The sequence below is a fragment of the Streptomyces sp. A2-16 genome (assembly GCF_018128905.1).
Taxonomy (GTDB): Bacteria; Actinomycetota; Actinomycetes; order Streptomycetales; family Streptomycetaceae; genus Streptomyces.
Genome location: NZ_CP063808.1, coordinates 2,283,420 through 2,297,732, shown reverse-complemented (window position 1 = coordinate 2,297,732; position 14,313 = coordinate 2,283,420). Strand labels below are relative to the sequence as shown.

Here is a 14,313-nt window from a genome sequence, read left to right as displayed (position 1 = left end):
GATCTCCGTACTGACAGGAAAGGGTGAAGGAGTCAGATCGCGTACGGGATCGTCGTGGGCGGTCCGCGCCGGTGGACCGTGTGGCGGAGCAGCAGGGGGCGGGGGGTGCGCGGGGCGTCGGCGGTAGGGCGCACGGGGTCCGGGGCGACCGGTTCGCCGTACCCCCGCCACCAGGCCGCGAGGCCGGGTACGAGGGCGACGGCCCGGCGCAGGAGCGACCACAGGGCCGCCTCGCCGCGCCGGAGCCACCAGGTCAGCAGGAGGGCGGCCGAGAAGTGGGCCGCGGTGGCGTACGGGGTGAGGGCGTGGACGGGTGTGTGGGTCATGCGCATGCCGTGCATGACCATCACGGTGTGCGGACGGGCGGCGCCGAAGGCCATGTGCAGTCCGCCCTGGGCCGTGAGGGTCGCCCCGCCGATGGGGCCCAGCGAACGCTCCCGGCCGCCGAGCAGCCATCCGGCCGCGAACACCGGCACGAACCCGGCCGCCTGCGTCCACACGGGCGGCGCCATGCCGGTCGCCAGTGTGTGTCCCCCGGCGGCCAGCAGCACGCAGAGCGCGGCGAACACCGCCGCGCGCAGGCTCCGGACCGCAGAGGACGCCCTCATGGCGACCGATACTCCCACGTGTGGCCAGAGCTCCGCCGACGGGTTCGGTCAGTAGATGTCTCGCACATAGCGCTTGTCGGTGGCGAGTTGCTTCACCCAGGCCGCCGCGCCCGCCTGGTCCATGCCGCCGTGGAGGACCGCGATGTCCCGGAGCGCCTGGTCGACGTCCTTGGCCATGCGGGAGGCGTCTCCGCACACGTAGAAGTGGGCGCCGTCCTGGAGCCAGGACCACAGCAGCGGGCCGTGCTCGCGCATCCGGTCTTGGACGTAGACCTTGGCGCGCTGGTCGCGGGAGAAGGCGGTGTCCAGGCGGTCGAGGGTGCCGTCCGCCAGGAATCCGGCCATTTCGTCCTCGTAGTAGAAGTCGGTCGCCCTGTGCTGTTCGCCGAAGAACAGCCAGTTCGGGCCCCGGTGGCCGAGGGCCCGGCGCTGCTCCAGGAAGCCGACGAAGGGCGCGACCCCGGTGCCGGGGCCGACCATGACCATGGGGGTGGCGGGGTCGGCCGGCGGACGGAAGTGCGGGGAGCGCTGGACGTGGACGGGCACCGGGGTGCCCGCGGCGGCGTCGGCGAGGAAGGGTGAGCAGACGCCCTGCCGGGGCCTGCCGTGCAGGTTCTCGTAGCGCACGACGGAGACGGTCAGCGAGACGAGGTGCGGGTCGGTCAGCGGGCTGGACGATATGGAGTACAGACGCGGCTGGAGGCGCCCGAGGGTCTGCGCCCACTCCTGCGGGGCGGCCTGCACCGCGTACTCCGTGATCACGTCCACGGCCTGCCGGCCCCAGCCCCACTTGGCGAGCTCGTCCTTGTTGTCCGGGCGCAGGAGCTTCTTCAACTCCCTCGGGTCCCGGGTGCGTTCGGCGACGAACCGGAGCAGGCCCGGGGTGATCCTGGTGATGTCGAGGTGGCGCAGGAACGCCTCGCCGAGCGCGACCTCGCCCACGCCGTTCACGTCCACCGCGGCCCCGGCGTCCAGTCCGGTGACCGCCAGCCACTCCTCGACCAGGTCGGCCGAGTTGAGCGGCCTGATGCCGAGCGCGTCGCCCGCGTCGTACAGCAGCGGGCCCTCGGCGTCCCGGGTGTCGAAGGTGAACCTGCGGACCTCCTTGCCGGCGCCGGGCAGGCTCAGGAGGCGGTTGCCGGTGAGACGGGCGAGGACGGGGGCGGGTTTCCCGGTGCGGGGCGCGGCGGGGGAAGGGGCGACCGGGACTGACGACGGGACCGCGGCAGGGGTTGGTCGCGGGTCGACGGGGGCCGTCTGGAGGCCGGTTGGCGCGAGCCGGACACCGGCGGACATCGGCGGGACGGCACCGGGACCCGGCTCCCCCGCTCCGGGGGCGGTGTCGGACAGTGCCGTCAGGACCTGGTCAAGCCATCCGTGCGCCGCGTCCTCGAAGTCCGGCTCGCAGTCCGTGCGCGGGGCGAGCCGCAGCGCGCCCAGTTCGTCGAGGCGCCGGTCGAGTCGGCGGCCGTGCCCGCAGAAGTCGTCGTACGACGAGTCGCCGAACGCCAGCACCGCGTACCGCCGGCCCTCCAGCCCCGGGGCGCCGGGGTCGGCGAGGGTCTCCCAGAAGCCGCTGCCGTTGTCGGGGGCGTCGCCGTCGCCGAAGGTGCTGGTGATCAGCAACAGGTCGGCGCCGGGCGGCAGTTCGCCGAGGTCGGCCTGGTCCATGCCGACCAGGGACGTGCGGTGGCCGACGGTGGTGAGCCGCTCGGCGGTGGCGGCGGCGAACTCCTCCGCGGTGCCGGTCTGCGAGGCCCACAGGATGACGACCTCACGGCGCAGGACCGTCACCGGGGCCGAGGTGGCCGGGGACTGTGTGGGCGCGGACTGTATGAGCGCGGCCTGTGTGGTCAGGGGCTGTGTGGCCGGCGCCCGGGAGTACATCCCGGCGAGTGTGCCGTTCACCCACAGGGCGTGCTCGGGGCTGAAGGGTGCGTCGGGCGGCAGCACCGGCACCCCGGGAGCACCGGCGGGAATCCCGGCGAGGAATCCGACCAGATACTGCCGTTCCTGTGCGGTGAGAACGGGCGGCGGGGCGGGGACGAGCCCGAAGGCGGACACGGCCGTGGACGCGGTGGGTGCGATCTCGGCAGCCCCGGCAACCCCAAGAGTCCCGGGAGCCTTGGGAGCCTCAATGACCTCGGAAGCCGAGGAAGACCCCGCAGCCCCCGCAGACCGCAGGGCCACCGGCACCGCCACCTTCGTCAGCGACACCGCGCACACCTTGAACTCCGGCTGGAACGACAGCGGATCCACCGCGTCGCTGGTCACCGCGTTGACGCTCAGGTACTCCCCGAACAGGTCGTTCCAGTGGAAGGGCGCGAAGCAGCAGCCGGGCCGCACCCGGTCCGTCACGACGGCCGGCAGCACGGCCCGTCCACGCCGCGAGGCCACCTCCACGGAGTCGCCGTCGACCACTCCCAGGGCCGACGCGTCCTGCGGATGCAGCTCCACGAACGGCCCGGGGTTCAGCCTGTTCAGCTTCGCCACCCTCGCCGTCTTGGTCAGCGTGTGCCACTGGTGCTGGAGCCGCCCGGTGTTCAGGACGAAGGGGTAGTCGTCGTCGGGCATCTCCGCCGGCGGGATGTGCGGCCGGGCGTGGAAGACGCCCCGTCCGCTCGCCGTGGGGAAGCGGAGCGTCCCGTCCTCCCCCACGTACCGGATCGGGTTGCGGTCCGGCCCGTCCTCGCGCGCCGCCGGCCACTGCACCGGCGTCTCCCGCAGCCGCTCGTACGAGACCCCGCGCAGATCCCATCCCGTCTTCGGGTTCCAGGCCCGCTTGATCTCCTCGAAGACCTCCTCCGCGCTGTCGTACGAGAACCCCTTCTCGTACCCCATCGCACACGCGACGGCCGCGATGATCCGCCAGTCCGCCATCGCCTCGCCGGGCGGATCGGCCACGGCCGGGGTCAGCGTGAGGTTGCGCTCGCTGTTGACGAAGACGCCCTCGCCCTCGGTCCACATCGCGCCGGGCAGGACGACATCGGCGTACGCGTTGGTCTCGGTGTCGGCGAAGACGTCCTGGGTGACGACGAACTCGGCGGCCTCCAGGCCCTCGATGACGGTACGGCGGCCCGCGACGGAGGCGACCGGGTTGGTGCAGATGATCCAGCAGGCCTTGATCTCGCCGTCGGCCATCTTCCGGAACATCTCGACGGTGCCCTTGCCGACGCCGTCGGCGCGCAGGGTGTCCGGTGGCAGCTCCCAGAGGTCCTCCATGAAGGCCCGCTCCTCGTCGACGAGGACGGACCGCTGGCCGGGGAGGCCGGGGCCCATGTAGCCCATCTCGCGGCCGCCCATCGCGTTGGGCTGGCCGGTGAGGGAGAAGGGACCGCTGCCGGGACGGCAGATGGCTCCCGTGGCCAGGTGCAGGTTGACCAGGGCGTTGGTGTTCCAGGTGCCGTGCGTGGACTGGTTGAGGCCCATGGTCCACAGGCTCATCCACTCACCGGCCGATCCGATGAGCCGCGCCGCCTCCCGGATGTCCTCCTCGGCGAGGCCCGTCATCCCGGCCACCGCCTCGGGCGTGTAGTCGGCGAGGAACTCCGGCATCGCCTCCCAGCCCTCGGTGTGGGCGGCGATGAAGTCGGGGTCGGTGCGGCCCTCGGCGTGCAGCAGGTGGAGCAGGCCGTTCAGGAGGGCGAGGTCGGCGCCCGGCTTGATCTGGAGGAACAGGTCGGCCTTCGCCGCGGTGGCGGTGCGCCGCGGGTCCACGACGATCACCTTGGCGCCCGCCGACTTCACCCGCTCCATCATCCTGAGGAACAGGATGGGGTGGCAGTCGGCCATGTTGGAGCCGATGACGAGGAACAGGTCGGCCTTCTCGAAGTCCTGGTACGAGCCGGGCGGGCCGTCCGCCCCGAGCGACAGCTTGTAGCCGGTGCCGGCGCTGGCCATGCACAGCCGGGAGTTGGACTCGATCTGGTTGGTGCGGACGAACCCCTTGGCGAGCTTGTTCGCCAGGTACTGGGCCTCAAGACTCATCTGGCCGGAGACGTAGAGGGAGACCGCGTCGGGGCCGTGCTCGTCGATGATCTCCCGCAGCCGCCGGGCCGTCTCGGTGATCGCCGTGCCGACGGCCTCCGGCACCGGCTCCTCGCCCCGCTCGGGCCGTACCAGGGCCGTGGTCAGCCGGCCGGGCGCGGCCAGCAGGTCGGCGGTGGTCGCGCCCTTGGTGCAGAGCCTGCCGAAGTTGGCGGGGTGCTCCTTGTCGCCGGAGGCCTTCAGGACCGTACGGCGTCCGTCGGGGCCCATGCCGATGTCGAGGACCAGGCCGCAGCCCACACCGCAGTACGAGCAGACCGTCCGCACCACGGGCACGCCTCCTGAGCTCAGCCGGTTCGATCTCCACCGACCGTACGAAACACCCATTACGCAGATGTCTCCCGAGCCGTTCATCAGGAGTTACACCGCCCGCACACCTGACAAGGAAGCCTTGTGAGCGCCTCCGGGCCCCCGAGCCGACGCGACACAGATTTGGAACGGTTCCATTTCTTGAACCATTCAGGTTTATGGGGGTAGGTTGGTCGCATGACCGCCCCCCAGCTTCCGAACACCGCCGCTGAGCTGCGCGGTGCCGGCCTGCGGGTGACGGCCGCGCGCGTCGCGCTGCTCGAGACCGTTCGGGCCGGTGACCACCTCCCGGTCGACGCGATCGCCACGGGAGTGCGCGACCGTCTCGGCCATATATCCCTCCAGGCCGTCTACGAGGCCCTGCACTCGCTCGCCGCGGCGGGGCTCGTGCGGCGCATCGAGCCGCCGGGCAGCCCGGCCCGGTTCGAGGGGAGGGTCGGGGACAACCACCATCACCTGGTCTGCCGGTCGTGCGGGGCCGTCGTCGACGTCGACTGTGCCGTCGGTCACGCGCCCTGTCTGACAGCTTCCGACGACCGCGGCTTCTCGATCGACGAGGCCGAGGTCATCTACTGGGGCCTGTGCCCCGCGTGTTCCCCCCAAGCCGTTACTTCAGCACCCTGATCCACCCAGTTCGGAAGGACTCCCATGTCTGAGAACCCCGATGCAATCGTCACCGACGCCAAGACCGACGGCACCGGTGGCTGCCCGGTCGCGCACGGGCGCGCCCCGCACCCGACGCAGGGCGGCGGCAACCGCCAGTGGTGGCCTGAGCGCCTCAACCTGAAGATCCTTGCCAAGGACCCGGTCGTCGCGAACCCGCTCGGCGCGGACTTCGACTACGCCGAGGCCTTCCAGGCCCTGGACCTTGACGCCGTGAAACGGGACATCGCCGAGGTGCTCACCACCTCGCAGGACTGGTGGCCGGCCGACTTCGGCAACTACGGCCCGCTGATGATCCGTATGGCCTGGCACAGCGCCGGCACCTACCGCATCAGCGACGGCCGCGGCGGTGGCGGCCGCGGTCAGCAGCGCTTCGCGCCGCTGAACAGCTGGCCGGACAACGGCAACCTGGACAAGGCCCGCCGTCTGCTGTGGCCGGTGAAGAAGAAGTACGGCCAGTCCATCTCCTGGGCCGACCTCATGATCCTCACCGGCAACGTCGCGCTGGAGACGATGGGCTTTACGACCTTCGGCTTCGGCGGCGGCCGCGCCGACGTCTGGGAGGCCGACGAGGACGTCTACTGGGGTCCCGAGACCACCTGGCTCGACGACCAGCGCTACACCGGCGACCGTGAGCTGGAGAACCCGCTCGGCGCCGTCCAGATGGGCCTCATCTACGTCAACCCCGAGGGCCCCAACGGCAACCCGGACCCGCTGGCCGCGGCCCGCGACATCCGTGAGACCTTCCGCCGGATGGCGATGAACGACGAGGAGACCGTCGCCCTCATCGCCGGTGGTCACACCTTCGGCAAGACCCACGGCGCCGGTCCGGCCGACGCGGTCGGCAACGACCCCGAGGCCGCCTCCATGGAGGAGCAGGGCCTGGGCTGGAAGTCCACCTACGGCACCGGCAAGGGCGGCGACGCCATCACCTCCGGTCTCGAGGTGACCTGGACCACCAAGCCCACCCAGTGGAGCAACGACTTCTTCGACATCCTCTTCGGCTACGAGTGGGAGCTCACCCAGAGCCCCGCCGGCGCCAACCAGTGGGTGGCCAAGGACGCGCAGGCGATCATCCCCGACGCCCACAGCGACTCCAAGAAGCTGCCCACCATGCTCACCACGGACCTCTCGCTGCGCTTCGACCCGATCTACGGCGAGATCTCCAAGCGCTTCCACGAGAACCCCGACCAGTTCGCGGACGCCTTCGCCCGTGCCTGGTACAAGCTGACCCACCGTGACCTGGGCCCGAAGTCCCTCTACCTCGGCCCGGAGGTCCCGGCGGAGACCCTGCTGTGGCAGGACCCGCTGCCGCAGGCCGAGGGCGTGGCCATCGACGCCGCCGACGTGGCGGCCCTGAAGGCCAAGGTCCTGGAGACAGGTCTGACCGTCTCGCAGCTGGTGTCCACCGCGTGGGCCTCGGCGTCCACCTTCCGCGGCAGCGACAAGCGCGGCGGTGCCAACGGTGCCCGCATCCGCCTGGAGCCGCAGCGCGGCTGGGAGGTCAACGACCCGGAGCAGCTCGCCCAGGTCCTGCGGGTCCTGGAGGGTGTCCAGGCCGAGTTCAACGCCGGTGCCAAGAAGGTCTCCCTGGCCGACCTGATCGTCCTCGCGGGTGCCGCGGCGGTCGAGAAGGCCGCCAAGGACGCCGGCGTCGAGGTGGAGGTCCCCTTCACCCCGGGCCGTGTGGACGCGACCGAGGAGCACACCGACGTCGAGTCCTTCGCGGCGCTGGAGCCGGTCGCGGACGGCTTCCGCAACTACCTGGGCAAGGGCAACCGCCTGCCGGCCGAGTACCTGCTGCTCGACCGCGCCAACCTGCTCACCCTGAGCGCCCCCGAGATGACCGTCCTCGTCGGTGGTCTGCGCGTCCTCGGCGCCAACCAGGGCGGCGCGGCGCACGGCGTCTTCACCGACCGTCCGGGCGTCCTGACCAACGACTTCTTCGTCAACCTGCTCGACCTGGGCACGACGTGGAAGTCCACCTCGCAGGACCAGACGGCGTTCGAGGGCCGCGACGCGGAGACGGGCAAGCTGAAGTGGACCGGCACCCGTGCCGACCTGGTCTTCGGCTCCAACTCCGAGCTGCGCGCGCTCGCCGAGGTCTACGCGAGCGACGACGCGAAGGAGAAGTTCGTGAAGGACTTCGTCGACGCGTGGGTCAAGGTCTCGAACCTGGACCGCTTCGACCTGGTCTGAGCGTCTGAACGAGGTGGGGGCCGGTCCTCTGGGACCGGCCCCCGCTTCATGCCTGCGACAGCGTGGCCACGAACTTCCCGAGCCGCGCGATCCCCTCGCGCAGCTCCTCGGCCGAGGCCGCGTAGGACAGCCGTACATGCGTGTCGGCGGTGCCCACGCCGAAGTCCCGCCCCGGCGTGAGGGCGACGTGCGCCTCCTTCAGCGCCCGTCCGCAGAACTCCCACGAGGTGAGCCCGGTGCCGCTGACGTCGAAGTAGACGTAGAAAGCCCCGTCGGGCGGCACGGGCACCGGCAGCCCGAGCTGCGCGAGCCCGTCGAGCACGAGCGTCCGCCGCCGCCCGAACTCGGCCCGCCGCTCCTCGCACACGGCGAGCGACTCGGGCGTGAAGCACGCGAGCGCGGCGTGCTGGGCGGGGGTGGAGGCACAGATCATGTAGTTCTGGGCCAGCCGCTCCATCGCCGGCACGAGCGCGTCGGGCACCACGCACCAGCCCAGCCGCCAGCCGGTCATCCCGAAGTACTTCGAGAAGCTGTTGATGACGATCGCTTCCGGGTCGTACGACAGCGCGCTGCGCGGCGGTCGCCCGTGCTCGTCGTGGTCGCCCAGGTCGAGGTAGATCTCGTCGACGATCCGCCAGGCGCCCCGCTCCCGGGCCAGCTCGCAGATCGCGGCCAGCTCGTCGGCCGGTACCGAGGTGCCGGTCGGGTTGGAGGGGCTGGCGACCATGATCCCGCGGGTGCGGTCCGTCCAGTGCGAGCGCACGGACGCCGTGTCCAGCTGGTACCGCGATGCGGCGCTGGTGGGCACGAGGGTGACCCGCGCCCCGAAGCTCTCGGCGATCTGCCGGTTGCAGGGGTAGGACGGGTCGGCGATCAGCACCTCGTCCCCGGGATCGACGAGCGCGGCGGCGCCCAGCACCAGCGCGGCCGACGCCCCGGCGGTCACCACGACCCGGCCCGGGGCGATGTCGACGCCGTGCTGATCGCCGTAGAACCGCGCGATCGCCTGCCGGAGCTCGGGCAGGCCGAGCGCCCCGGTGTAGCTCATGGGCCGGCTGCCCACGGCCTCCCGGAGCGCGTCGAGCACGGCCGGCGGCGCCCCGAAGTCCGGTTCGCCGAGGCTGAGTTTGACGACGTGGTGCCCCTCGGCCTCCAGCGCCGCCGCGTGCTTGCCGAACTCCATGGCGTAGAACGGCGCGACGGACTGGGCGCGTTGCGAGATCCTCATGCGGCGGGCCTCCCGGGGGTCATGTGATCGAGGGCTCCAGAGGGGCCACGCTCTCGTGCGGGATGTCAGCCACATCGTGCCGCAGGAACCCGGGACCGGGGTAATCGTGTGCAGCGGCGCCGACCGGGAAGGTGGTTGTTCGGGCTCGCTCGGCAGCCCGTGACCTTCCCGTTTCGCGACCCGTTCGGAGACTCGGCGTGACACTCGGCGGCAGACCCGCACCACCCGCACCGGACACCGCCCCCGACCTCGCGGCGCGCAAGCAGCGTCTGCGCCGCCGTCTGGAGCGGCTGATCGGTGTGGCCGCGACCGAGGGCAACGTTCTGGTGCCGCTGCGCAACGGCGATCGGATCTTCCCCGCGATGCTCGAGGCGATCCGTTCCGCCCGGCACACCATCGACATGATGACGTTCGTGTACTGGCGGGGGCAGATCGCCCGGGACTTCGCCGAGGCGCTGGCCGAGCGCGCCCGCGCGGGGGTACGGGTGCGCCTGCTGCTCGACGGCTTCGGCGCCAAGGAGATCGAGCGGCGGCTGCTGGACCTCATGAGCGACGCGGGCGTGCAGGTGGCCTGGTTCCGCAAGCCCGCGTGGCTGTCGCCGTTCAAGCAGAACCACCGCTGCCATCGCAAGGCGCTCGTCGTCGACGAGGACACCGCCTTCACCGGCGGCGTCGGGATCGCGGAGGAGTGGTGCGGCGACGCGCGCAACCCTTCCGAGTGGCGGGACACGCACGTCCAGGTGCGCGGTCCGGCCGTCGACGGCATCGCGGCCGCGTTCGCGCAGAACTGGGCGGAGTGCCACGACGAACTCTTCGACACCCGCGACCGCTTCACCGAACACCGGCAGGCCGGCTCGTCGGTGGTGCAGGTCGTCCGCGGCTCCGCGAGCATCGGTTGGCAGGACATGCAGACCCTCATCCGGGTCATGCTCAGCTCCGCCGAGGAACGCTTCCGGCTGGCCACCGCATACTTCGCTCCGGACGCCTACTTCATCGACCTGCTGTGCGAGACGGCTCGGCGCGGCGTGCGGGTCGAGATCCTGCTGCCCGGTCCCCACACCGACCAGCGCGCCTGTCAGCTGGCCGGTCAGCACCACTACACGCGGCTGTTGCGGGCCGGTGTGCACATTCGTCAGTACCAGCCGACCATGATGCACGCCAAGATCATCACCGTGGACTCGGTGGCCTCCCTCATCGGGTCCACCAACTTCAACCGCCGGTCCATGGACCACGACGAGGAAGTGATGCTCGCCGTCCTGGACGAGGAGTTCACCGCCGTCCTCGACCGGGACTACGACGCGGACCTCGAACGCAGTGTGGACATCGACCTGCACCGGTGGAGACGGCGGGCCGTGCTGCAACGCGTCGAGGAGGCCGCGGTCGGACCGATCCGGCGCTTCCTGTGAAGGTCAAGTCCCCCGCAACCACGAGAAAGTCCTGCCATGGATGACGCGGACGGTCGCACGGCCCGATGGGGGGCGGCGCTGCGCCGTACTCCGGTGTCCGTCTGGAACGACGACGTCACGGACTGGGCCGCGGCGCTGACCTACTACGCGGTGCTGGCCCTGTTCCCGTCGCTGCTGGTGATCCTCTCGATCCTCGGTCTGGCCCTGCCCGCCGCCGAGCCGGGCGTCATCGACCGCATCGTGCAGGCCACTCCGGCCGCGTCCCGCGAGCTGCTGCGCGGCGCCCTGCGGGAGATGGCCGGGCAGTCGTCGACGGCATGGACGCTGATCTTCGTCGGCGGGACGGGTGCCCTGTGGTCGGGATGCAGCTATCTGAGCGTCTTCCGTCGGGCGCTGTACTCGATGCACCGCATCGACGCGGACCGGCCGGTCTGGCGGACCGCTCCGCGCATCCTCGCCACGGCCCTGGTGCTGCTCGCCCTGCTCCTCGCGTCGACCCTCGCGCTGCTGCTCAGCGGCGGTCTCTTCCGGCGGCTGGGCAGCGCGCTGGATCTCGGCACCGGGCCGCAGGCCGCCTGGGACACGCTGCGGTGGCCGGTCATCGCGGCGGTGGCCGTCGCCCTGGTACTCGTTCTGTACCGTTCGGGTCCGTCGCGCTCCCGCCCCATCGGCCGGATGGCACCCGGTGGCACCCTGGCGGTGGCCCTCCTGCTGGCCGTCTCCCTCGGGTTCGCCGTGTACACCTCGCACGTCGGCACGTACAACCGCCTGTACGGCTCGCTCGCGGGCGTCGTGGTGTTCCTGGTCTGGCTGTGGCTGTCCAACCTGGCACTTCTGGTCGGCGCCCAGTTCAACGCGGAGCTGTCGAAGGCCGGTCACGGGGAGCGATCCGGTACCGGGGAGGGGGCAGGTACCGGATCGCTCACCCCGCCGTCCGTCACTGGGTGCTGAGCATGCCTTCGCGCAGACGGGCCAGGAGGCGGTTGATCAGACGGGAGACATGCATCTGGGAGATGCCGAGGCGCTCGCCGATCTGGGCCTGGGTGAGTTCGTCGACGAAGCGCCAGTGGATGATCTGCCGGTCGCGTTCGCCCAGTTCGGCGATCATCGGCGCGAGAGCGTGGAAGTCCTCGACCAGGGCGAGGGCCCCGTCCTCGTCGCCGATGAAGTCCGCCAGTGCGGCCTCGCCGTCCTCGCTGCCGTTGATCGCCGCGTCCAGGGAGGCCGACCTGTACCCGTTGGAGGCCAGCCGGGCCTCGACGACCTCGTCCTCCGGAAGACTCATCAGCTCGGACAGTTCGGCGATCGTGGGCATGCGGCCGAGCCGGCTGTGCAGTTCCTCGTTGGCGCGGGCCAGCTGGACGCGGGCTTCCTGCAGACGCCGGGGCACGTGGACGGCCCAGGAGGTGTCGCGGAAGAACCGCTTGATCTCACCGACGATGTAGGGGACGGCGAAGGAGGTGAACTCGACCTCGCGGGTCAGCTCGAACCGGTCGATCGCCTTGATCAGGCCGATCATGCCGACCTGGACGATGTCCTCCATCTCCTCCGGACCGCGGCTGCGGAACCGGCCGGCCGCGTAGCGGACCAGGGACATGTTCATCTCGATCAGCGTGTTGCGCGCGTACTGGTACTCGGGCGTGCCCTCCTCCAGCACCGCGAGCTGCTCGAAGAACAGCCGCGACAACTCGCGCGCGTCCTTGGGCGCGACCTTGGAGGGCTCCGCTATCTCCGGAATGTCCACGGTCTGCTCAGCGGTCCGCACGGTGGTCGTCGTCATGCTGCACCCCTCCCGGCCGATCGGTCTTGAAATCGCCGGCCCTTGGTCCGGCAAGCACGCGCATACCCCGGCTCCGGAAGCACACACCAGGAACGTCAAAAACTTTCAGCGCCCGTCCGGCTCCCCGATGCTCCGCAACGCCTCCTTCATCTTGGCCACCGCGAAACCCCAGCCCTGCTCGACCGTCGGTTTGGCGGGAACGGCGATCTCGTCGGGGTTGGTGAGGACGTCGAGGAGGACCGGGCCCTCGGTGCGGAACGCCCGGCGCACGCTGTCCTCGAGTGCGGCGGGCTCCGTCACGCGGATGCCGGGGATGCCCATGGCCCGGGCCACGGAGGCGAAGTCGGGATTGTCGAGCACGGTGCCGAACTCGGGCAGCCCGGCCTGTTCCTGTTCGAGTTTCACCATGCCCAGGCGCCGGTTGTCGAAGACGACGAGCTTGACGGGCAGCTTGTACGTCTTCAGGGTCATGAGATCGCCGAGCAGCATGCTCAGCCCGCCGTCGCCGCAGAAGGCGACCACCTGGCGGTCCCGGTCGAGGCACTGGGCGCCCAGTGCGTGCGGCATGGCGTTGGCCATCGACCCGAGGTTGTAGGAGCCGATCAGCCGCCGCTCGCCGCGCATCTCGACGAAACGCGAGAGCCACACCGTGGCCATGCCGGTGTCGGAGGTGAAGACCGCGTCGTCGGCCGCGACCCGGTCCACGACGGCGGCCAGCGCCTCGGGGCGGATGTCCTTCCCACGGTTGTCCAGCGCGGAGCGGACCCGGCCGACGAGCCCCTTGTCGTGTCCGGGGTCGGCGAGCCGGGCCTGACCGTCCCGCCAGCGGTCGTAGCGGTCGCGCGCCTTGGTCAGGTGCGAGCGGTCGCGCGCCGGGGCCGGGGCGGAGCGGTCGTGCGCCTGCGCCGGCGCCGAGGCCGAGGCCGAACGGTCGTGCGCCCCCTCCGAGCCCGAACGGTCCCGCGCCCCCTCCGAGCCCGAACGGTCCCGCGCCCCCTCCGAGCCCGAACGGTCGTGCGCCCCCTCCGAGTCCGAACGGTCCCGCGCCCCCTCCGAGTCCGAGCCGTCCCGCGTCTCCTCCCTGCCGGCCGGGGTGGTGGCGAGGTGGCTCAGGAGGTCGCGCACGGTGGCGCCGGTGTCGCCCACGAGTCCTACCTCCACCGGGACCCGGCGTCCGATGTGGGTGGCGTCGGTGTCCACCTGGACGACCGTGCGTCCCTCGGGATACCAGTCCCGGTAGGGGAAGTCGGTGCCGAGCAGCAGGAGCGTGTCCGCGTCCTGGAGGGCGGAGGCCGCCGCGGGGTTGCCGATCAGCCCCGTCTGCCCGACCTGGAAGGGGTTGGCGTCGCCCTCGAAGCCCGCCTTGGCCTTCAGGGTGAGCACCATCGGCGCGGCGAGGCGGTCGGCGAGGGTGAGGACGTCGTCGCGGGCGGCACGGGCGCCCTCCCCGACGAGCAGGGTGACGCGTTCGGAGCGGTCGAGGAGTTCGGCGGCGCGACGAACGGCGGACTCGTCGGGCCGGCTCACCGGAGCGTTCAGGGAGAACCGGGCTGACCGGTCCGCGGTCAGCTCCTGGTCGCCGAGGTCGCCCGGCACGGTGAGGACGGCGACGCCCTTGCGGCCCAGCGCGGTGCGGACGGCCGTCTCCAGCATCTGCGGGAGCTGGCCGGGAGAGGTGACGGTCGCGCGGAAGACGGCCACGTCGCTGAAGAGGGCGTCGTTGTCGACCTCCTGGAAGTAGTCGCTGCCGAGCTCGGCGAGCGGCACCTGGCCGGCGATCGCCAGCACCGGGGCGTGCGACTTGGCCGCGTCGTAGAGGCCGTTGAGCAGGTGCACGGAACCCGGTCCGACCGTGCCCATGCACACCCCGAGGGTCCCGCTGAGCTGCGCCTGGGCGCTCGCGGCGAATGCAGCCGCCTCCTCGTGCCGGCATCCCACCCATTCGAGGCCGTCCGTGGTGCGGATGGCGTCCGTGACGGGGTTGAGGGCGTCTCCCACGACGCCGAAGACCTGACGCACGCCGAGTTCGCTCAAGGCGTCCACGATGACTCGGGCAACGGTACGGGCCACTTT

At 71.3% G+C, this 14,313-nt stretch carries 9 protein-coding genes; 4 read left to right on the top strand and 5 right to left on the bottom strand.

What is annotated here, in order from left to right; genetic code table 11:
• Positions 1-32: 32 nt before the first annotated feature.
• Together IOD14_RS10430 and IOD14_RS10425 are read right to left on the bottom strand one after the other, a co-directional pair.
• The gene (locus IOD14_RS10430) at positions 33-608 is read right to left on the bottom strand and encodes a hypothetical protein (protein WP_174269255.1); all 576 of its coding nucleotides are present in this window, start codon (positions 606-608) and stop codon (positions 33-35) included.
• 48 nt (positions 609-656) lie between these two features.
• The gene (locus IOD14_RS10425; protein WP_280846270.1) at positions 657-4,925 is read right to left on the bottom strand and encodes a bifunctional nitrate reductase/sulfite reductase flavoprotein subunit alpha; all 4,269 of its coding nucleotides are present in this window, start codon (positions 4,923-4,925) and stop codon (positions 657-659) included.
• 216 nt (positions 4,926-5,141) lie between these two features.
• Here IOD14_RS10425 and IOD14_RS10420 point away from each other — a divergent pair, with 216 nt between their 5' ends.
• Positions 5,142-5,588: a Fur family transcriptional regulator gene (locus tag IOD14_RS10420; protein ID WP_123992121.1), complete on the top strand. Its 447-nt coding sequence runs from the start codon at positions 5,142-5,144 to the stop codon at positions 5,586-5,588.
• 24 nt (positions 5,589-5,612) lie between these two features.
• Positions 5,613-7,826: a catalase/peroxidase HPI gene (gene katG, locus IOD14_RS10415; RefSeq protein ID WP_123992120.1), complete on the top strand. Its 2,214-nt coding sequence runs from the start codon at positions 5,613-5,615 to the stop codon at positions 7,824-7,826.
• Between the two features lie 46 nt (positions 7,827-7,872).
• On the opposite strand, the gene IOD14_RS10410 is transcribed toward katG, so the two are convergent.
• Positions 7,873-9,054 (bottom strand): pyridoxal phosphate-dependent aminotransferase, encoded by a 1,182-nt coding sequence (locus IOD14_RS10410; protein ID WP_123992119.1) that lies wholly within the window; start codon positions 9,052-9,054, stop codon positions 7,873-7,875.
• A 197-nt stretch (positions 9,055-9,251) separates the two neighbouring features.
• Here IOD14_RS10410 and IOD14_RS10405 point away from each other — a divergent pair, with 197 nt between their 5' ends.
• Together IOD14_RS10405 and IOD14_RS10400 are read left to right on the top strand one after the other, a co-directional pair.
• Positions 9,252-10,460 carry a phospholipase D-like domain-containing protein gene (locus tag IOD14_RS10405; protein WP_212670101.1) on the top strand — a complete coding sequence of 403 codons (1,209 nt, stop codon included), beginning with the start codon at positions 9,252-9,254 and terminating at the stop codon, positions 10,458-10,460.
• 36 nt (positions 10,461-10,496) lie between these two features.
• Positions 10,497-11,411, top strand: coding sequence for a YihY/virulence factor BrkB family protein (locus tag IOD14_RS10400; protein ID WP_212670100.1), 915 nt, complete (start codon positions 10,497-10,499; stop codon positions 11,409-11,411).
• Here the strand turns inward: IOD14_RS10400 and IOD14_RS10395 are convergent.
• Positions 11,398-12,240, bottom strand: coding sequence for an RNA polymerase sigma factor SigF (locus IOD14_RS10395; RefSeq protein ID WP_123992117.1), 843 nt, complete (start codon positions 12,238-12,240; stop codon positions 11,398-11,400). The genes IOD14_RS10400 and IOD14_RS10395 overlap by 14 nt on opposite strands.
• A 105-nt stretch (positions 12,241-12,345) precedes the next feature.
• A complete protein-coding gene (locus tag IOD14_RS10390; RefSeq protein ID WP_212670099.1) occupies positions 12,346-14,310 on the bottom strand; it encodes a thiamine pyrophosphate-dependent enzyme in 1,965 nt (654 codons plus the stop codon).
• Positions 14,311-14,313: the final 3 nt, after the last annotated feature.